The sequence below is a fragment of the Polaribacter sp. genome, assembly GCF_049276715.1.
Lineage (GTDB): Bacteria > Bacteroidota > Bacteroidia > Flavobacteriales > Flavobacteriaceae > Polaribacter.
Genome location: NZ_JBASWY010000052.1, coordinates 12,983 through 33,281, shown reverse-complemented (window position 1 = coordinate 33,281; position 20,299 = coordinate 12,983). Strand labels below are relative to the sequence as shown.

The window sequence follows — 20,299 nt, the reverse complement described above, 5'->3', positions numbered from 1 at the left end:
TTTCTTCTAATATCTATTTAATTTACAGTACCTTTGCACGTTTTTATTTTTGAAAAAAAACAAGTCGAATAAATAATCGGATTTGCAGGTGGGCTTCTGTGAATCTACAAAAAACACAGAATGTCAACATTTAAAGAATTAGGTTTAAAAGAACCTATTATTAAAGCATTAACGGATTTAGGTTACGAAAAACCAACCGTTATTCAAGAAAAAGCAATTCCTCAAATTATTACTTCAAAAACAGATTTAAAAGCATTTGCACAAACTGGTACAGGAAAAACTGCAGCATTTAGTTTGCCTATTTTACAATTAGCAAATGATGATAGCAAAGAAACGCAAGCAATCATATTATCTCCAACAAGAGAATTAGCAGTACAAATAGGTAATAACATTCAAGAATTTTCTAAATACTTGCCTAAATTAAAAGTAGTTACTGTTTATGGTGGTTCTAGTATAGAAGAACAAATTAGAGCTTTAAAAAGAGGAGCTCAGATTGTAGTTGGAACACCAGGAAGAACAGTAGATTTAATTAATAGAAGAGCATTAAAATTAGGTAATGTTGAGTGGTTAGTGCTAGATGAAGCAGATGAAATGCTAAATATGGGCTTTAAAGAAGAGCTTGACAGTATTTTAAAAGCAACTCCAGACACGAAACAGACCTTATTGTTTTCTGCAACATTTCCTCAAGAAGTGGAGTCTATTGCAAGAAACTACATGACCAAACCAATTGAGGTAACTTCTGGTGAAAAAAATCAAGGTTCAGATAATGTAAGTCATGAATTTTATGGTGTAACAGAAAGAACACGTTACCCAGCTTTAAAGAGAATTGCAGATTTAAACCCAGATATTTATGGAATTATTTTTTGTAGAACTCGAAGAGAAACTCAAGAAGTTGCAGACAATCTAATTAAAGATGGTTATAATGCAGACGCTTTGCATGGAGATTTATCGCAAGCACAGCGTGATTCTGTTATGGGTAAATTCAGAGCAAAAACAGTACAACTTTTAGTTGCTACAGACGTTGCTGCTCGTGGTTTAGATGTAGATAATTTAACGCATATTATCAATCATAAATTACCAGATCAAATAGAAAACTACAATCACAGAAGTGGTAGAACTGGTAGAGCTGGTAATAAAGGAATATCTATAGTTTTAGTAAATAACAAAGAAAAAGGTAAACTTAAAGTTATTGAAAGAATTATTAAACAAGAATTTGTAGAAACGAAAGTTCCTTCTGGACAAGAGATTGTGCAAAATCAATTAATGCATTTAATTGATAAGGTTAATAAAACTGAAGTAAACGAATCTGAAATAAAAGATTTTTTACCAAGCATTTATAAAAAATTAGAAGATTTATCTAGAGAAGAGCTTATTAAGAAATTTGTTTCTTTAGAGTTTAATACCATGTTAGCTTATTACGAAAATTCGAAAGATTTAAACGATTTAGGCAGAGACAACTCTAGAAGTAGAGATACAGCAGATAATATGACACGCTTTTTTATCAATATTGGTAGAAAAGACAGTTTAAATCCTGCGAAATTAATTGGTTTAATCAATGACCAAAATATTGGCGATAAAATAGAAATAGGTGCTATTGATATTTTAGACACCTTCTCTTTCTTTGAAATTGATAAAAATTTCGAGGATAAAACTTTAGAAGCTTTTGCAGCAAATCAACCAGATTTTGATGGACGCTCTGTAAACGTAGAAGTTACTAAAAAAGAACGTTCTGGAGGTGGAAGAAGAGGTGGTAAAAAACCTTTTGGTAAAAAAGAAGGTGGTTTTGGAAGACGCAGAAGTTCTGAAGGTTCTTCTGATAGAAAAAGTGATAGTGGAGATAGAAAAAGAAGTCCTAGAAAACCCTCTGATAGACCAGACAGAGCTACTGCTGATAAAAAATCGGGTGGCTTTGGAAGAAGACGTAGAGAAAGATAATTTTAATTCAAAATATAAAGCCTCACTATGTGAGGCTTTTTTTTATTACTGAGCTTTCAAATATTCTACAACTGCTTTTCGAATATCAAAAGTCAGTTCATTCTCTTTTGGATTGTATACAGACAAGACTTCTTTATTTTCTGAGGACAGAAAAGGTATATCAAATCCTTTTAACAAATAATCTGAAAATGCAACAGTATATGTGTTTTTAATATTCAGCTCTTTACCTTTTAAAAACCACTTCTCTCCTACTTTTTCAACATCATTTCTATGCAAATAAGCACCAGTTCCAGCTGCTAATTCTCCATAATCTAAAACCCTTTTCAATAATCTACCTTCGATTTTTACTTTTACAATGGCACCACCATAAGGTAAAACTCTAAAAATATCTACAGGTGTTATATCTCCTAATAATTCATCATCAATTCTAATAGAACCCCCATTTACGAGAGAACAATCTACAGTTTCATCATAAGCAAAAGACATTGCTTTGGTAATTATTTGCCCTAAATTAGTTTGTGCACTTCTAATTGGAGTGTCTCTTCCATCTAAAGGAATTTCTGTATTGTAAATAATTTCATCAGGATTTGGGATAACCTCTTTAATCTCCTTTTCTAAAATTTGCTGCCATTTATCAACTATTAAACCAACTTTTTCATCGGATTGAATTGAAGAATTTATTTCTTTTAATTCTGATTTTACAGTAGCTTTTTTTGTTTTTTTATCATAAGATATTCTATGAATGTAAACCGTTTTTGCATTGGCATCTGCTTTGGCTATTTTTACATCACCTACAATATTAAAAGAATTTGTGTGTTCATGTCCACCCATTATTAAAGGAATTTCTGGAATTAACTTGGCAATTCTTTTATCATTGGCAACTTTTACATGAGTTAAACCAAAAACAACATCTACAGAATCTTTAATAGAAATGTAAGAAGCTCTTGCTTTTACAAACATATTAGCATATTCTACATATTCTCTCGGATTTGAAGGAATGCAAACACTTATAAAACCTACTTTAACTTTTGTGCCATCTTTGTCTACAAACTCTTTAATAAATGTTTCTTTAACATTTTCTTTTATTCCATTTTTTTCCTTGTAAAATGGCATTGCAGCTTCATTGGTTTTTAATTTTACGTTGGCAGAAATCCAAGGAAAATTACTTTCATTTAATCTTTTTTGTAAATCTTGCTGAGATAAATCAAACTCATGGTTTCCAAAAGCAACCAAATCGAAATTCATGGCATTCATAACCTCTACCATTTGTTTGCCACGAATGCGTTCTCCATCAACTTTTAAAGTTCCTAATAAAGAGGGATTTAAAAAATCGCCAGCCATAAAAAGCATCGTATTTTTATTCTCAATTAATAATTCTTGATGTACAGTTTCTACTCTGGCCATTCCTCCAAATTGTCCTCCTTGAATTGATGATATTTCATAAACATCATTTAATTGTAGAAAAGTAAAGTCTATTTTTTCATCATCTTTTTTGCAAGAAAATAAAAAAATGATTATTAAAATAAATATAATTGATTTTGTTAGTTTCATTTAACAGTTTTAAAAATAAAAGTATTTTACCTTTTTTTATTAAGGCTTAACTAGTGGTTAAAAACCTCTAAAGCCTTGTTGTAAGAACTTTCAAAGCTCATGGGTTTTATATTAGTATCTGCTTTTTCAGCAGTAAAATAACTTACTAATTTTTCAGTTGGCATGTTACCTGTAAGTTCGTCTTTAGCCATTGGGCAACCTCCATAACCTTTTATAGCTCCATCAAAACGTAAACAACCTGCTTTGTATGCAGCATTTACTTTTTCATACCACTTATCTGGAGTTGTATGTATATGCGCACCAAATTCTATTTCTGGATATTTAGGAATTAAATTCGAGAATAAATAATTTATAACTTCTGGAGTTGAACTACCAATGGTGTCTGACAGTGATAATATTTTAACACCCATTTTCGAGAGTTTTTCTGTCCACTCTCCTACTATTTCCACATTCCAAGGATCTCCATATGGATTTCCAAAACCCATAGATAAATAAGCAACTACCTCTTTTTTTGTTTTATTGGCGATGTTTAAAATCTCGTCTAAAGTTTCAATAGATTCCTCAATGGTTTTGTGTGTATTTCGCATTTGAAAGTTCTCTGAAATAGAAAAAGGATACCCCAAATAATCAATTTCTTCAAACTGAGAAGCATCTTCTGCACCTCTTATATTTGCTATAATTGCCAATAATTTACTTTGTGTTTTAGAAAGGTCTAACATAGCCAAAACCTCTGCTGTGTCTCGCATTTGAGGTATTGCTTTTGGTGATACAAAACTGCCAAAATCAATCGTATCAAAGCCCACTCTTAGTAAAGAATTTATGTACAACGCTTTTTTTTCTGTAGGTATAAAATAAGATTTTATACCCTGCATTGCATCTCTAGGACATTCTATAATTTTCACTTTTTTCATCAACTCAAATATACAATAAAAGCTTTTTTAATTTTATGATGAATGGTGATTCTTTTAAACTAGAAAAGTAAAATAAATAACTTTTTAGAATCTTAATCTATTATCTTTTTAAGTATTCCAAAAACTTTCTTTTCTAAAACATCTACAGTTCCATCAGCAAAAAAAACATTTTTTATATCTCTGATTAAAGCTTCTTTTTCGTTTTGAGAATAATTATTTTCAGATAAATATTGCTGAATTTTATTCAAGTTATTTTCATCAGAATCTATAACTACTTCAGTATGAATTTTGTGGAATGTTTTCTTATCTACTCTAGACAAAATATAATTTTCTTCCTCTTTTGATTCAAAAAAATTACAATGTGCAGCATATAAAAGTACATACGCTTCGAACTCTTTTTTAGTCCATTCTAAGTTTTTCATATTATTTTTCTATTGGTAAACCTTCTGTAGAAGCCCATTCTGTCCAAGAGCCATCATATACTGAATGATTTTTATAACCCGATATTTCTGCTGCTAAAGCTAACACTGATGCTGTAATTCCAGAACCACATGAAAAAATAAATTCTTTATTTTCTGGATTTATATTTTGAAAAACTTCTTTTAAATCTTCTTTATCCATAAGTTTTCCATTCACAACAATTTCTGAAGTTGGCAAACTAATAGAATTTGGAATATGACCTCCTTTTAAATCTTTTCTAGGTTCTGGTTCTGTTGCAAAAAAACGCCCTTTTGAACGTGCATCTGCAATCAAAATATTTTCATTTTTGGTTGCATACAAAACATCTTGCGTAAATTTAATTTTTAAAGGTTGATAAACAGTTAAAAAATTCCCTTTTTTAAGTTGCTGTTTTGTTGGTTTTTCAATAGGATAATTTTTAGATCTCCATTCAGGAAAACCACCATTTAAAACTGCAATATTTGTAAAACCCATTAATTGAAATAGCCACCAAACTCTGGGAGAAGAATAGATTCCTAAATCATCATAAACAACTATAAAACTATCTTTATTAATACCTAATTTTTGTGCATTTATCTCAAATTCTTTAGCTGATAAAACTGTATTTGGAAAAGGAGCATTTTGATCTGAAAAAGTGTTTTGAATATCAAAAAAAACAGCATTTTTTATTTGCATTTTTTTATCAATAACTAGCTCTTTTTTAGCTGTAACCTTTGGTATTGTTGCATCTAAAATAATCAGATTTTCATCTTTTAAATTCTGAAATAACCAATCAGCAGAAACTATAGCATTAGTTAACATTTTTTTTAATACTTATAATTATCGTCCCAATTTTTTTCTTCTGGAATATCTTTTAGTTTTCCAACAGATTTTGCAACGATCATTGATACAGCAGCATCACCAGTAACATTTACCATAGTTCTACACATATCTAAAGGTCTATCTATTGCAAAAATTAAAGCCAAACCAGCTTCTGGTATTCCAGCTTGTGCCAAAACAATAACTAACATAACCATACCTGCACCAGGAACTGCTGCACTTCCAATAGAAGCTAAAGTTGCAGTTGCAATGATACCTAATTGAGCAGTAAAACTTAAATCCATACCAAAGGCTTGTGCAATAAATACTGCTGCTACTGCTTGATATAAACTAGTTCCATCCATGTTTATTGTGGCTCCAATTGGTAAAACAAAACTTGTAACTTCTTCATCTACTCCTAAATGTTCTTCGACTCTTTCCATAGTTACTGGTAATGTTGCAGCACTTGAACTTGTAGAAAAAGCCAGTAATTGTGCAGGTGAAATTCCGTTTATAAAAAATTTGGGTGATCTTTTTGTAAATATCCACACAAATAAAATATAAATACCTATCATAATGGTCAAGCCTGCAATTACACAAATTGCATACCAAGCCAGAGCTTTAAATAAATCTGTACTTGGAGATTCTACAACCAATGCTGCTAATAAAGCAAAAACTCCATAAGGTGCTGCCAACATTATTAAATCTATCAGTTTTAAAATAACTTCATTAAAACCATCAAAAAAGCTTTTAACTGGTTTGGATTGTTCTTCTGGAATTAAAATCATTCCAATGCCAAAAAAAATTGCAAAGAAAATAACTTGTAACATATTGCCATTATCGCCTGCTGCTTTAAAAATATTATCAGGGACAATATCTACCAAAGCTTGCAAAGGACCTGCATTTTTTTGTTTGGCAGCAGCTTCTATTTTAGAATTTGCATCATTTTGATAACTGTTTACCAATTCTATTCTTGTTTGTTCAGATATTGAATTTCCTGGTTTTATAAGATTTACCATTAATAAACCTATAGAAACTGCAATAACAGTTGTGGCTAAGTATAAACCTATTGTTCTACCACCCATTTTGGATAGTTTTGAGATATCTTTTAAATCTGAAACTCCTTTAATTAAAGATGCTAATATTAAAGGAACAGCAATTAATTTTAGAGAATTTATAAAAATGGTTCCAAATGGTTTGATCCAATTTGTAATAAAAGTAGAACCCCATTCAAAATTTGCTAAAATCAAAGCAAATACGACTCCTAAAACCATTCCAATAATTATTTTCCAATGTAAAGCCAGCTTTTTCATTTTATAGTTTAAAATTTTATTAAAGAATTTGAAAGATAAAAAATAATTTAAAATTAAAGTGCCTTTATTACTATATTGTCAAATATTTATTCAATGTAAAATAATTAATCAATAAAAACGTAAAATGGCAGGAATTTTAGACTTATTAAGTAGTGATTTAGGAAAACAAATAGTATCTGGTGTTGCAGGTTCTACAGGAACAGATTCGAGTAAAACAAGCAGCGTTTTAACAATGGCTTTGCCTGTTTTAATGAAAGCAATGGAAAGAAATGCATCTACGCCTCAGGGAGCTGAAGGATTAATGGGTGCTTTGTCTGGTAAACATGATGGAAGTATTTTAGACAATCTTGGAGGTTTGTTTGGTGGTGGAGTTGATGAAAGCGTGAAACAAGATGGTGCTGGAATTCTAGGTCATATTTTAGGTGCTAAACAAAAGGGTGTTGAACAAGTTATAGGACAAAAAGCTGGTTTGGATGCTGGTTCTGTTGCCAATATTTTAAAGGTTGCTGCACCTTTAATAATGGGTGTTTTAGCAAAACAAAAAAATGAACAAAATATTAGTTCCTCAGGAGATTTAACAGGACTTTTAGGTGGGTGGTTAGGAGGAAGTTCGGCTTCTAATGATCAAAGTTTTCTTGAGAAAATTTTAGATGCTGATGGTGATGGAAGTGTTATAGATGATGTTGCTGGAATGTTTTTAGGAGGTGATAAAAAATCTTCTGGAGGTGGAATTGGAGGAATGCTTGGTGGTCTTTTTGGAAAATAAATTTAAGCTAGAAGAAAAAAGCTTTCATCATAACAATTGAAATTATATTTAATAAAAAAGCTCAAAATTTAAATTTTGAGCTTTTTATTTTTTTTAAGATACTTCACTTTTATAGCAAGACTTGTAAATATCTTCGTAAACAGGTAGTATATTTTCTAACGAAAACTTCTTTGCATGTTCTTTTGCATTTTGTTTGAAACGTTGTAAAGTTACATCATCTTTTAAAATAGAAATTGCATTTTTAGCCATATCTTCAACATCGCCTAAATTGCTTAAAAAACCAGTTTCTCCATGAATATTTACCTCTGGCAAACCTCCTGTATTGGTAGAAATTATTGCGGTTTTTGCAGCCATAGCCTCTAATGCTGCTAAACCAAAACTTTCTGTTTTAGAAGGCAATAAAAAAACATCTGAATAACATAAAATCTTATCGATTTCTGTACTATTTCCTAAAAAGAAGACTTTGTTTTTAATACCTAATTGTTTTGTTAAAAGTTCGGCTTTTTTTCTTTCTGGTCCTTCACCAATCATCAATAATTTTGACGGAATTTCTTTTTGAACTTCATAGAAAATTTTAATAACATCTTCTACTCTTTTTACGGGTCTAAAATTACTAATATGAGTTAAAATACGTTCATTTGGTTCTGCTAATGCACCTCTTTTACATTCTTCACTTTCTGCTTTGTTATATTTTTTTACATCAATAAAATTATAAATAACTTTAATATCTTTTTTGATGTTAAAAAGCTTATTTGTAGTTTCTTTCAAATTATTAGAAACAGCTGTTACAACATCAGAATTATTAATACTAAATTCTACTGCAGTTTTGTAAGTAGGATGACTCCCTACCAAAGTAATATCTGTTCCATGCAAAGTTGTTACAACTTTTACATGAATTCCCTTTTCTTTAAGCATCTGTTTCGCCATGTATGCTGCATAAGCATGTGGAATGGCATAATGTACATGCAAAACTTCTAGTTCATGTTTCTGTACAACTTCTACCATTTTGCTAGAAAGAGCTAGTTCATAAGGTTGGTATTGAAACAAAGGATATTCTTCAATTAAAACTTGATGAAAATGTAATTTATGTGATAAATAATCTAGACGAACTGGCTGATTATAAGTAATAAAATGAACTTCATGACCTTTATCTGCCAAAGCCATTCCTAATTCTGTTGCCACTACTCCACTTCCTCCAAATGTTGGATAACAAACGATACCAATTTTCATATTAATTATTGAAAGATTAAAATGCCATAGTTTAAAACCATAGTAACTAAGCATATTTTAATAATTGTAAAGATAAAGGTAATCTTACAAATCAATCTAAATGAAATCATAAAAAAGAGCTTTCCATTTTATCTGAAAAACTCTTTTTTATATATAATTATTTTAAAACAGTGTCTATAAAAAGTTCCTTCCCTTTGGGAAGGTTAGGATGGGCTTTTAATAATCTCCTAAAGTTACAGGATTTTGATTTAAAGCACTTTCTAACTGCTCATCATTTGGGGCTTTTCCATGCCATGCATGCGTATTCATCATAAAATCTACTCCATTACCCATTTCTGTATACAATAATATACAAACTGGTTTTCCTTTTCCTGTTAATGATTTTGCTTTAGCTAAACCTGCTAAAATTGCATCTATATTATTTCCTTTTTTTACTTCCAAAACATCCCAGCCAAAAGCTTCGAACTTTGCTTTAATGCTTCCCATTGGTAAAACATCATCTGTTGCACCATCAATTTGTTTTCCATTTAAATCGATAGTTGCAATTAAATTGTCTACTTTTTTTGCTGATGCATACATAATTGCTTCCCAATTTTGGCCTTCTTGCAATTCTCCATCACCATGTAAAGAATAAACTAATTTAACATCTCCATTTAATTTTTTTGCTTGAGCAGCACCTAAAGCCACAGACATTCCTTGCCCCAAAGAACCAGAAGCTATTCTAATTCCAGGTAACCCTTCATGAGTTGTTGGGTGGCCTTGCAAACGAGAATTTATCAATCTAAAGGTTGCTAATTCTTCGACTGGAAAAAAACCACTATGAGCCAACACACTGTAATAAACAGGAGAAATATGGCCATTTGATAAAAAGAATAAATCTTCATTTTCACCATTCATTTCAAAATCTGTAGAATAGTCCATTACTTCTTGATACAAACAAGTAAAAAACTCAGCACATCCTAAAGAACCTCCTGGATGTCCAGAATTAACTTTGTGTACCATTCTTAAAATATCTCTACGAACTTGTTGTGTAAAATCTTGTAACTCTTTAGTTGTTGGCATTGTCTTAATTTATTTTATAATCACAAAAATACAAAAGTGATTTACTTTCTATTAAAATTCTAAAATATTTATTGAAGTTTTATTAACAGTTTTAAAACTATGTTTTTTGTTTCTTCTTTTTAGCTGCAGGAAACAATACATTGTTTAATATTAAACGATAACCAGGAGAGGTTGGATGCAAATCTAGTTCTGTTTTTGGATCGCCAACTCTATGCGTATAATCTTCAGGGTCATGACCACCATAAAAAGTAAACATTCCTTTTCCTTTGGTTCCATGAATATATCTTGCTTCTCTATTGGTTCTGTTTTCACCTAAAACTAGCACATTAGGTTTTACAGTATTTCTATCAAAAGAAGTAGTTTGCCCCATAAAACCTTTGACTAAAGTTGTGTGATTTTGTGTTAACATGGTTGGCACAGGATCCCATTTTGCAGAAAACTCTATCAAAGAAAAGTAATCTGAGGTTTTCGGAATTCTACGTTTACTAGTCATATCAATAGATGAGAATTCATAAACATTTGGACTTCTTGTGAGCTCGAAATCTTTAAAAGCAAACGTTTTATTAAAGTTGATTTTAGATTGATAATTAATTTCAGAAGCATCACCATCGAACATGGCTTCTGCAATATCTACACCTTCTGCTGCCAAAGCAATATCAAAACTATCTGTTGCAGAGCACATTGCAAACATAAAACCACCACCAATTACATAGTCTCTAATTTTTTTTGCGACAGCCAATTTTTCTTCAGAAACTTTATTAAAACCTAATTCTTTCGCTAATTTTTCTGCATTTAGCTTGGCTTCTATATACCAAGCTGCAGTTCTAAAAGAGCCATAAAATTTACCATATTGCCCTGTAAAATCTTCATGATGCAAGTGTAACCATTCGTAAATTAGTAACTTATCTTCTAAAACATCTTTGTCATAAATAACATCAAAAGGAATTTCTGCATAGGTTAAAACCATAGTTACAGCATCATCCCAAGGCATTTTATCTTTTGGAGAATACACAGCAATTTTCGGCGCTTTTTCTAAAGTTACAGCTTCTTGATTTGATGATGGTGAAGATATTTCTTGCAATATCAATTGTGCTTTTGCATCTGAAATAATTTCGTAAGAAACACCTCTTATTTTACATTCGTTTTCGATGGCTTTGTTATTTTCTATTAAAAATGCACCTCCATCATAATTTAATAACCATTTCGATTTTAAGCCAGCTTCTAATCCAAAATAAACAATTCCATAAGCTTTTAAATGGTTTCTTTGATTATCGTGATTCATAGGAACATAGATAAACGATGCCCAAATTGAGTTTGAGATTAGCAGAAATGTGAGGAATATAAAGAGTTTTTTCATATAAAAAACTAAAATACACAAATACTAAAAAGCAATTGTGTATTTCTGTAATTTTATTAATTATTTAAGATTTAAAAAGGTACATCTTCATCATCATCACCAAAAGCATCTTTTGGCTCAATTCTTTGGTTTACAGAAAAATCATCAGGAAAACTTGCATTCATAGATGATTGGAACTCAGAGCTAAACCCTTCATCTAAATCAGAGAATTTTGCTAAATGACCTGTAAATTTTAATCGAATATTATCCAAACCACCATTTCTGTGCTTAGCCACAATAAATTCTCCCTGACCTTCACAAGGTGTGTGTTCATCATCATCCCATTCTGTCATTCCATAATATTCTGGTCTAAATATAAAAGAAACAATATCTGCATCTTGCTCAATGGCACCAGACTCACGTAAGTCAGATAACAAAGGTCTTTTACTTCCTCCCCTTGTTTCCACGGCTCTAGAAAGTTGCGAAAGTGCAATGACTGGCACTGACAATTCTTTAGCTAAGGCTTTTAAGTTTCTAGAAATAGTTGAAATTTCTTGCTCTCTATTTCCTCCACCTTTTCCATTTCCACCTGCAGTCATTAATTGTAAATAATCTATTACAATAATTTTAACTCCATGTTGTGACACTAATCTTCTTGCTTTTGCACGTAGATCGAAAATTGATAAAGAAGGTGTATCATCAATAAAAATAGGAGCGTCAGATAATTTTTTAACTTTTACATTTAACTGTTCCCACTCATGAGGTGCTAAATTTCCTTTTCTTAATTTTTCTGAAGTTAAACCTGTTTCTGAAGAAATCATCCTTGTAATTAACTGAACTGAAGACATCTCTAATGAAAATACTGCAACAGGATGATTGAAATCAATGGCCATATTTTTAGCCATCGAAATTACAAATGCAGTTTTACCCATACCTGGTCTTGCTGCAATAATAATTAAATCTGATGGTTGCCAACCAGAAGTAAGTGCATCTAATTTAGTAAATCCAGTTGCCAAACCCGACATTCCTTCTTGATTCCCAATTTCCTGAATTTTCTTTAAAGCTTGTTTTACTAAAGAACCTGCGTCTTCTGAACTCTTTTTTAAATTACCTTGAGTTACCTCGAACAACTTCCCTTCTGCTTCATCTAAAAGATCAAATACATCTGTACTCTCATCATAAGAACTTTCAATAATTTCGCTAGAAATACTTATTAATCTTCTTTGAATATATTTTTGTAAAATAATTCTTGCATGGAATTCTATATGCGCAGAAGAAGCAACTTTTTGAGTTAAACGAATTAAATAAAAGTCGCCACCAACCAAATCTAACTTTCCATTTTTTCTTAACAAATTAGAAACTGTTAAAATATCTATTGGTTGCGAATTTTGGAATAATTCGTAAATAGCAGCATATATTTCGTGATGTTTTTGATCATAAAAAGCATCTGAATGCAATATATCAATTACATCGTCAATTCCCTTTCTATCAATCATCATTGCTCCTAACACAGCTTCTTCTAATTCCAAAGCCTGTGGTGGAATTTTACCTTTTTCAAGACTAATTATTCTTGAATTATCAAACTTTTTTGCTGCTATTGTGTTCGTTTTTTCCATTGAAACAAATGTACTTTTTTAGGTTGATTAGGGCTGTTAAATTAAAACTTTAATTTGTAAACACAAATTGTAAACAAAATTGTTATTATCTTGTTAATAACCAGCCAACTTCTAAAATGAAGTCTTATTTTTACAGCAATGAAATGGAATAAAAAACATATTTTTCTTGCTTTATTTTTACCAATTCAAATCATTTTGATTCAAATTGCTGCAAAAAATACTACCTTTATTGAGGAATATTATTCTAATGGATTGTATCCATATATTTCTTCATTTTTAAGGATACTTATTGGTTGGATTCCTTTTTCTGTTGGTGATATTTTAATTGCTTTTTTAGTCTTTACTTTTATTCGGTTTTTATTCAGATTGTTTAAAACAAAATTTACGAATTTATTCCCAAAAATGATTCATTTTGTAGCAATTTTATCCATCATTTATTTTTGTTTTTATCTTTTCTGGGGCCTAAATTATTACAGAGAACCTTTGGCTAAAAACTTGGGGTATCAGCAAAAAGATTATACTACAGAACAACTTAAAAATACTACAAAACAGATCATAGAAAAGCTAAATTATTATCAATATCAAATTACCAAAAACGATTCTCTGTTTGCTAAAAACCCATACCAACAAAAGGAAATGTATGAAATGGCTGTTTCTGGTTATAAAAATTTAGAAAAAGATTTTCCACATTTAAAATATCAATATAAATCTGTAAAAAGTTCTTTAATGAGTTTGTTGCAGAGTTACAATGGCACTTCTGGTTATTTAAATCCTTTAACAGGTGAAGCACAAATTAATGATAGAGTTCCAAAAACGGGTTATCCAACTACCACTTGTCATGAAATGGCACATCAAATTGGTTTCGCTGCAGAAAATGAAGCAAATTTCGTTGGCTTTTTAGCAGCAAATTATAATGACGATATCTATTTTAAATACGCAAGTTATAGAATGGCATTTGCGTATTGTATTTCTGAACTTAGAAAACGTGATCCAGAATTATCAACCGAACTTTGGAAAACAGTAAATAAAGGAATTTCTAAAGACTTTAATGCTAGTTATAATTTTTGGAAACAGTATAAAAATCCTTTTGAACCTATGGTAAAAAAAGGATATAATGCTTACCTAAAAGCTAACAAACAAGACAAAGGTGTTGAATCTTACAACTATGTAGTAGATTTATTGATTTCTTATTTCGAGAAATCAAAATCAATCTAATTTTCTTAAAATTTTGTTAAATTCATTTCTTTTAGCAATTTACAAGTTGCTTATCAATAAATTTAGAAATAATTCAAAATAAATCAAACTACATGAAAAAACTACTATTCTTACTCTTTTTCTTGTCGCTAACTGATATGCAAGCACAAGAATATTTTCCTACGAATGCTGGAGTAAAAACAACAGAGAATTCAATTTTTGCATTTACAAATGCGACCATTTATGTTACACCTACAGAGGTTATACAAAATGGAACTTTACTAATTAAAGAGGGTAAAGTAATAAGTGTTGGTACTTCTGTTAAAATTCCTAATGGCACAAAAACAATAGATTTAGCAGGAAAAACAATTTATCCTTCCTTTATAGATCTGTATTCAGATTTTGGAATTGAAAAACCTAAAAGAGCTTCTACCAATTTTAGAACAGCGCAATATGAACCTACAAGAGAAGGTTATTATTGGAACGATCATATAAGATCAGATGCAAATCCTGTTGATAAATTTAACTTCGATGCTAAAAAAGCAAAAAGTTTAATTGAAGCTGGTTTTGGTGTTGTAAATACACATATGCAAGATGGAATTATTCGTGGAAATGGTTTGTTAATTGCTTTAAACCCAAATTCTTCAAATGCATACAGAATTATAAATGCAAAATCTGCACAATATTTATCTTTTGATAAAAGCGTACAATCTAATCAAGCATATCCAAGCTCTAGAATGGGTGCTATGGCTTTGTTAAGGCAAGTTTATAATGATGCAGATTGGTATGCAAAAGGTAATATGAAAAATAAAGACATGGCTCTTGAGGCATTGAATAGGAACAAAAACTTGGTCCAAATTTTTGAAACAGGCAATCATTTAGATGCATTAAGAGCAGATAAAGTTGGTGATGAATTTGCAATTCAATATACAATTGTTGGTTCTGGAGATGAATATGAACGTGTAAATGACATCAAAGCAACGAATGCAAATTTTATAATTCCTATTAATTTTAGCAATGCTTATGATGTTTCAGATCCGCTTTTAGCGCAACAAATATCTTTACAAGATATGCGTAAATGGAATCAAGAACCATCTAACTTATCTGTGCTTTCTAAAAACGGAGTTAATTTTGCTTTAACAACTCACAATTTAAAGGATGTAAAATCTTTTCACAAAAACTTACAGAAAGCTATTAAATACGGTTTTGATAAAGAAAAAGCATTAGCAGCTTTAACTACAATTCCTGCCAATATTATAGGAAATTCTTCTATTGGGAATTTAAAAACAGGAAGTTATGCAAACTTTATAATTACTTCTGGCGATATTTTTGATACCAAAACAACCTTATATGAGAATTGGGTTCAAGGTGATAAAAATGTTATAAATGATATGGATATTAAAGACATCACTGGAAATTACGGATTGTATGTAAACAACAAAAATTACGATTTAACCATTTCTGGTTCAGGTGATAAACAAACTGCAACTATTAAATTAGATAGTACAAAAATAAAATCAACTTTTTCTTTTAAAGATGGTTGGGTTTCTATCAATTTGAATGAAGGTGGTACTTATACAAGAATGTTGGGTAAAATTATAAACGCAGCCAATGTAATGGAAGGAACTGCTTTTGATAGTCAGCAAAATGAAACTCCTTGGTCTGCGAGCCAAAGAATGAAAAAAGAAGAGGATAAAAAAGAGGATAAAAAGAAAGAAGACGATGATGAAAAAGAAGTTGTAGTAATACCTGTAAGCTTTCCAAATATTGGTTTTGGTAATTTTAATCAGCCAAAAACAGAAACCATTTTAATTAAGAATGTCACTCTTTGGACAAGCGAAAAAGAAGGTGTTTTAGAAAACACAGATGTACTTTTAAAAGATGGAAAAATAGCTAAAATTGGCAAAAATTTAAGCACTAGTGGAGCTACAGAAATTGATGGAACAGGAAAACATTTAACTGCAGGTATTGTTGATGAACACTCACATATTGCAGCTTCATCAATTAATGAAGGTGCTCAAAATTCATCTGCAGAAGTAACCATAGAAGATGTTGTAGACCCAACAGATATTAACATTTACAGAAACCTTTCTGGAGGAACAACTTCTGTACAAATTTTGCATGGTTCTGCAAATCCTATTGGAGGTCGTTCTGCAATTGTGAAATTGAAATGGGGAGAAAATGCACAAAATATGATTTATGACAACTCTCCAAAATTCATAAAATTTGCTTTGGGTGAAAACGTAAAACAATCTAGAAGCGCAAATGGAACCCGTTTTCCACAAACTAGAATGGGTGTAGAACAAATGATTACAGATTATTTTACAAGAGCCAAAGAATATGATGCTATAAAAAAATCTGGCAAACCTTACAGAAAAGATGCTGAAATGGAAACTTTAGCAGAAATTTTAAATAAAGAACGTTTCATTTCTTGTCACTCTTATGTACAATCAGAAATTAATATGTTAATGAAAGTTGCAGAAAAATTCAACTTTAACATCAACACATTTACCCATATTTTAGAAGGTTACAAAGTAGCTGATAAAATGGCAGCACATGGTGTTGGCGGTTCTACTTTTTCAGATTGGTGGGCGTATAAATACGAGGTAAATGATGCAATTCCCTTTAATGCGGCTATTATGCACAATGCAGGAGTTACAGTAGCAATTAATTCAGATGACAGAGAAATGTCTAGACGTTTGAATCAAGAAGCTGCTAAAACCATTAAATATGGTGGAATGTCTGAATTAGAAGCTTGGAAAACAGTAACTATCAATCCTGCAAAATTATTGCATATAGACGATAAAGTTGGTAGTATAAAAGTTGGAAAAGATGCTGATGTAGTTTTATGGAGTGATCATCCAATGTCTATTTATGCCAAAGTAGAAAAGACAATTATTGAAGGTAAAGTATTTTTTGATAGAACTGAAGATGCTAAAAAACGTGAAGCAATCAAAGAAGAAAAAAGTACATTAATCAATATGATGTTGAAAGAAAAAATGGGTGGAGGAAAAACAAAAGCACCTATGAAAAGAGAAGATAGAAACTTTCAATGTGATACTTTAGAAGAACTAAAAAACTAAATAATGATGAAAAACAAAATATATAGTTTGCTATTTATCTTTCTTGTAGGAAGTATATACGCACAACAAACACCAGCAGCTAGACAAACTTCAGCAATTTCTATTGAGGGTGCAACTGCGCATTTAGGAAATGGACAAATAATTGAGAATTCGTTAATTATGTTCGCTGATGGTAAAATAACATTTGTAGGTTCTGCAATGATGAAAATTGCAAGACAAGGAACAGTAATTAATGCTGAAGGAAAACATATTTATCCAGGATTTATTGCTGCAAATGCTTCTTTAGGTTTGGTAGAAATTGATGCTGTAAAAGCAAGTGATGATGAAGACGAAATTGGCACAAACAATCCACACATAAGAAGTATTATCGCTTATAATGCAGAAAGTAAAGTTGTGGAATCTATGAGACCAAATGGAGTATTAATGGCACAAATTGCTCCTAGAGGAGGCACTATTTCTGGAACTTCTTCTATTGTTCAATTGGATGCTTGGAATTGGGAAGACGCTGCTGTAAAAACAGATGACGCAATTCACATGAATTGGCCAGGAAGTTTTACTCGTGGAAGATGGTGGTTAGGAGAAGATCCTGCTTTAAAAGCTGATCCAAAATATGCTGAAAATGTAGATAATATTAAAGCTTATTTTACAGATGCAAAAAATTATTTGGCAGGTACTAAAGATAAAAAACACTTGCCTTTCGAAGCGACTAAAGGTCTTTTTAATGGTTCACAAAAATTATTTATTCATGTTAGTGGACAAAGAGAAATTACGGATGCAATTAATACTACCAAAGAATTAGGGATTAATAACATTGTTATTGTGCATGGTGAAGGTGCAGAAAGTGTTGCAGATATGCTTGTAAAAAACAATATTCCTGTAATTTTAGACAGACCTCATAGAAATCCTAATTCCGATGACGATGCTTATGATTATACATACACCATTGCAAAAATTTTAGTTGACAAAGGCGTTTTAGTAAGTTTAGGAATGGAAGGACAAATGGAACGCATGAACACTAGAAACTTACCTTTTTATGCTGGTACTTTTGCAGCCCATGGTTTAGATAAAGAAGTTGCTTTGCAATTGTTAACCTCAAATACTGCCAAAATTCTAGGAATTGATAATATGGTTGGAACTCTTGAAGTTGGCAAAGATGCTACTCTGTTTATTTCTGAGGGAGATGCTTTAGATATGAGAACAAATCAATTGACCAACGCATATATTCAAGGAAGAGATATTAGCTTAGAAACACATCAAACAAAACTTTGGAAACGTTATTCTGATAAATATAAATCGAAATAAAATTTAATTTTAATAGAAAAAGGCTCGCAATTGCGAGCCTTTTTTAATCTAACATAACATGAAACTTTTTTCTTTCTCTTTCTTAGCAATTTTTCTTTTATCAAATAATAATAAAAAAGAACTATAATTTTATTTAACAAATATCATTAAAATCAGTTAAACCTAAATACCTACAATTAAGTATATTTGTATTGATGAAAGAAATTACCAGCATTCAAAACTCTTACATAAAAAACCTTCTTAAACTTCAAGAAAAATCTAGAGAACGTAAAAAACAAGGTTTGTTTCTTATTGAAGGAAAACGTGAAATATATCTTGCTATAGAAGCGAATTACAAATTTGATACTGTTTTGTTTTATGCTGATTTAATATCAGAAAATGATATTTTAACCTTATTCAATTCAAATATCAATAGAATAGAAATTTCTAAAGAAGTGTATCAAAAATTGGCTTATAGAGATTCTACAGAAGGCATAATTGCAGTTGCAAAAACGAAAAATTTCTCTCTTAAAAACATTCAATTTACAAACGACAAACCACTAATTTTAGTTGCTGAAAGTATCGAAAAACCTGGCAATATTGGCGCACTTTTAAGAACTGCAGATGCTGCAAATATAGATGCCGTTTTTATTGCCAATCCAAAAAGCGATTTGTATAATTCCAATATAATTCGTTCCAGTGTTGGATGCTTATTTACCAATCAAATTGCTGTGGGTTCATCAGAAGAAATAATTACTTTTTTAAAAGAGAAAAACATTGCTATTTATGCTACTACTTTGCAAAATTCGAACGAATATCATCAAGAAAATTATACAAAAGCATCTGCAATAGTAGTTGGAACAGAAGCTACAGGTTTATCAGAAATATTTAGAGAAAAAGCAACACAAAATATAAATATACCTATGCAAGGCAAAATAGATTCTATGAATGTTTCTGTAGCTGCTGCAATTGTTATTTTTGAAGCAAAAAGACAAAGAGATTTTAAAATATAGAGAATGAAAATACTAGGAATAGATATTGGAGGAACAGGAATTAAAGCTGCAATAGTAAACACAAAAACAGGAGAATTACTTTCTGAAAGACACAGAATTCCAACACCAAAACCAGCAACACCAGAAGCTGTAGCAAAAATTATTAAAGAAATGGTGAATCATTTTAATTGGGAAAAAGCTGTTGGTTGCAGTTTTCCAACAACAATTGTAGATGGTAAATGTATTCATTCTGGAAATTTAAGTGAAAAATGGTTGAATGTAAAAGTAGACAAGCTCTTTAAAAAAGAATGTAAACTCCCCTTTTATATTAGTAATGATGCAGATTTAGCAGGAGTTGCAGAAGTAAATTTGGGTGCTGGAAAAAATGAGAAAGGAGTTGTTATTGTTATAACAATTGGCACAGGAATTGGCTCAGGACTATTTTATAATGGTAAATTAATTCCTAATTTAGAATTAGGAAAAATGTTACACTCAGATGGAAAAATTATTGAATTTTACACAGCAGATTCTGTTAGAAAAAAAGAAGGTTTAACCTTAAAAAAATGGGCTCAAAGATTTGATGTTTTATTAAATTACACCAAAATTGTTTTTTCACCAAGTCTAATAATTTTAGGAGGTGGCATTAGTAAAAGATTCGACGGTTTTAAACAATTTTTAGAATCGGACGTAAAAGTAGAAGTTGCAGAATTTAAAAACAATGCAGGCATTATTGGTGCTGCTTTGTTTGCAAGTAAAAATTTAAAAAAATAAA

General features: G+C 30.7%; 16 protein-coding genes. 7 read left to right on the top strand and 9 right to left on the bottom strand.

What is annotated here, in order from left to right; all coding sequences use genetic code 11:
• The first annotated feature begins 120 nt into the window (after nt 1-120).
• Nucleotides 121-1,935 (top strand): DEAD/DEAH box helicase, encoded by a 1,815-nt coding sequence (locus WAO74_RS13345; protein WP_422162754.1) that lies wholly within the window; start codon nt 121-123, stop codon nt 1,933-1,935.
• 45 nt (nt 1,936-1,980) lie between these two features.
• Here the strand turns inward: WAO74_RS13345 and WAO74_RS13340 are convergent, their stop codons facing one another.
• The 5 genes from WAO74_RS13340 to WAO74_RS13320 all read right to left on the bottom strand — a co-directional run bounded on the left by WAO74_RS13340 (nt 1,981) and on the right by WAO74_RS13320 (nt 6,967).
• Nucleotides 1,981-3,486 carry a bifunctional metallophosphatase/5'-nucleotidase gene (locus WAO74_RS13340; RefSeq protein ID WP_422162753.1) on the bottom strand — a complete coding sequence of 502 codons (1,506 nt, stop codon included), beginning with the start codon at nt 3,484-3,486 and terminating at the stop codon, nt 1,981-1,983.
• A 50-nt stretch (nt 3,487-3,536) separates the two neighbouring features.
• The gene (locus tag WAO74_RS13335; protein ID WP_422162752.1) at nt 3,537-4,397 is read right to left on the bottom strand and encodes a hydroxymethylglutaryl-CoA lyase; all 861 of its coding nucleotides are present in this window, start codon (nt 4,395-4,397) and stop codon (nt 3,537-3,539) included.
• 92 nt (nt 4,398-4,489) lie between these two features.
• Nucleotides 4,490-4,819 (bottom strand): hypothetical protein, encoded by a 330-nt coding sequence (locus tag WAO74_RS13330; protein WP_422162751.1) that lies wholly within the window; start codon nt 4,817-4,819, stop codon nt 4,490-4,492.
• Nucleotide 4,820: 1 nt separating this feature from the next.
• Nucleotides 4,821-5,657, bottom strand: coding sequence for a sulfurtransferase (locus WAO74_RS13325; RefSeq protein ID WP_422162750.1), 837 nt, complete (start codon nt 5,655-5,657; stop codon nt 4,821-4,823).
• 5 nt (nt 5,658-5,662) lie between these two features.
• Nucleotides 5,663-6,967: a dicarboxylate/amino acid:cation symporter gene (locus WAO74_RS13320; RefSeq protein WP_422162749.1), complete on the bottom strand. Its 1,305-nt coding sequence runs from the start codon at nt 6,965-6,967 to the stop codon at nt 5,663-5,665.
• A gap of 124 nt (nt 6,968-7,091) precedes the next feature.
• Between WAO74_RS13320 and WAO74_RS13315 the strand changes: the two genes are divergently transcribed.
• Nucleotides 7,092-7,733, top strand: coding sequence for a DUF937 domain-containing protein (locus tag WAO74_RS13315; protein ID WP_422162748.1), 642 nt, complete (start codon nt 7,092-7,094; stop codon nt 7,731-7,733).
• 93 nt (nt 7,734-7,826) lie between these two features.
• On the opposite strand, the gene bshA is transcribed toward WAO74_RS13315, so the two are convergent.
• The 4 genes from bshA to dnaB all read right to left on the bottom strand — a co-directional run bounded on the left by bshA (nt 7,827) and on the right by dnaB (nt 12,977).
• A complete protein-coding gene (bshA, locus tag WAO74_RS13310; RefSeq protein WP_422162747.1) occupies nt 7,827-8,963 on the bottom strand; it encodes an N-acetyl-alpha-D-glucosaminyl L-malate synthase BshA in 1,137 nt (378 codons plus the stop codon).
• Between the two features lie 216 nt (nt 8,964-9,179).
• Nucleotides 9,180-10,025, bottom strand: coding sequence for a transketolase (locus tag WAO74_RS13305; RefSeq protein WP_422162746.1), 846 nt, complete (start codon nt 10,023-10,025; stop codon nt 9,180-9,182).
• 97 nt (nt 10,026-10,122) lie between these two features.
• Nucleotides 10,123-11,307 carry an asparagine synthetase B gene (locus WAO74_RS13300; protein ID WP_422162745.1) on the bottom strand — a complete coding sequence of 395 codons (1,185 nt, stop codon included), beginning with the start codon at nt 11,305-11,307 and terminating at the stop codon, nt 10,123-10,125.
• A 146-nt stretch (nt 11,308-11,453) separates the two neighbouring features.
• A complete protein-coding gene (gene dnaB / locus WAO74_RS13295) occupies nt 11,454-12,977 on the bottom strand; it encodes a replicative DNA helicase (protein ID WP_422162744.1) in 1,524 nt (507 codons plus the stop codon).
• 138 nt (nt 12,978-13,115) lie between these two features.
• Here dnaB and WAO74_RS13290 point away from each other — a divergent pair, with 138 nt between their 5' ends.
• From WAO74_RS13290 to ppgK, 5 genes are all read left to right on the top strand, one after another.
• A complete protein-coding gene (locus tag WAO74_RS13290) occupies nt 13,116-14,192 on the top strand; it encodes a DUF3810 domain-containing protein (RefSeq protein ID WP_422162743.1) in 1,077 nt (358 codons plus the stop codon).
• A gap of 92 nt (nt 14,193-14,284) precedes the next feature.
• Complete coding sequence (locus WAO74_RS13285; RefSeq protein ID WP_422162742.1) at nt 14,285-17,254, top strand: amidohydrolase family protein; 2,970 nt, start codon at nt 14,285-14,287, stop codon at nt 17,252-17,254.
• A 6-nt stretch (nt 17,255-17,260) separates the two neighbouring features.
• A complete protein-coding gene (locus WAO74_RS13280) occupies nt 17,261-18,556 on the top strand; it encodes an amidohydrolase family protein (RefSeq protein ID WP_422162833.1) in 1,296 nt (431 codons plus the stop codon).
• 194 nt (nt 18,557-18,750) lie between these two features.
• Nucleotides 18,751-19,548 carry a TrmH family RNA methyltransferase gene (locus tag WAO74_RS13275; RefSeq protein ID WP_422162741.1) on the top strand — a complete coding sequence of 266 codons (798 nt, stop codon included), beginning with the start codon at nt 18,751-18,753 and terminating at the stop codon, nt 19,546-19,548.
• Between the two features lie 3 nt (nt 19,549-19,551).
• Nucleotides 19,552-20,298: a polyphosphate--glucose phosphotransferase gene (ppgK, locus tag WAO74_RS13270; RefSeq protein WP_422162740.1), complete on the top strand. Its 747-nt coding sequence runs from the start codon at nt 19,552-19,554 to the stop codon at nt 20,296-20,298.
• Nucleotide 20,299 lies beyond the last annotated feature (1 nt).

Bases quoted from the DNA above. Each gene is read 5' to 3' on its own strand.
- WAO74_RS13280 (WP_422162833.1), top strand. From the start codon at position 17,261: ATGAAAAACAAAATATATAGTTTGCTATTTATCTTTCTTGTAGGAAGT.
- bshA (WP_422162747.1), bottom strand. From the start codon at position 8,963: ATGAAAATTGGTATCGTTTGTTATCCAACATTTGGAGGAAGTGGAGTA.
- WAO74_RS13315 (WP_422162748.1), top strand. From the start codon at position 7,092: ATGGCAGGAATTTTAGACTTATTAAGTAGTGATTTAGGAAAACAAATA.
- WAO74_RS13320 (WP_422162749.1), bottom strand. From the start codon at position 6,967: ATGAAAAAGCTGGCTTTACATTGGAAAATAATTATTGGAATGGTTTTA.
- WAO74_RS13305 (WP_422162746.1), bottom strand. From the start codon at position 10,025: ATGCCAACAACTAAAGAGTTACAAGATTTTACACAACAAGTTCGTAGA.
- WAO74_RS13290 (WP_422162743.1), top strand. From the start codon at position 13,116: ATGAAATGGAATAAAAAACATATTTTTCTTGCTTTATTTTTACCAATT.
- WAO74_RS13285 (WP_422162742.1), top strand. From the start codon at position 14,285: ATGAAAAAACTACTATTCTTACTCTTTTTCTTGTCGCTAACTGATATG.
- WAO74_RS13335 (WP_422162752.1), bottom strand. From the start codon at position 4,397: ATGAAAAAAGTGAAAATTATAGAATGTCCTAGAGATGCAATGCAGGGT.
- ppgK (WP_422162740.1), top strand. From the start codon at position 19,552: ATGAAAATACTAGGAATAGATATTGGAGGAACAGGAATTAAAGCTGCA.
- WAO74_RS13300 (WP_422162745.1), bottom strand. From the start codon at position 11,307: ATGAATCACGATAATCAAAGAAACCATTTAAAAGCTTATGGAATTGTT.
- WAO74_RS13325 (WP_422162750.1), bottom strand. From the start codon at position 5,657: ATGTTAACTAATGCTATAGTTTCTGCTGATTGGTTATTTCAGAATTTA.
- WAO74_RS13345 (WP_422162754.1), top strand. From the start codon at position 121: ATGTCAACATTTAAAGAATTAGGTTTAAAAGAACCTATTATTAAAGCA.
- WAO74_RS13340 (WP_422162753.1), bottom strand. From the start codon at position 3,486: ATGAAACTAACAAAATCAATTATATTTATTTTAATAATCATTTTTTTA.
- WAO74_RS13330 (WP_422162751.1), bottom strand. From the start codon at position 4,819: ATGAAAAACTTAGAATGGACTAAAAAAGAGTTCGAAGCGTATGTACTT.
- dnaB (WP_422162744.1), bottom strand. From the start codon at position 12,977: ATGGAAAAAACGAACACAATAGCAGCAAAAAAGTTTGATAATTCAAGA.
- WAO74_RS13275 (WP_422162741.1), top strand. From the start codon at position 18,751: ATGAAAGAAATTACCAGCATTCAAAACTCTTACATAAAAAACCTTCTT.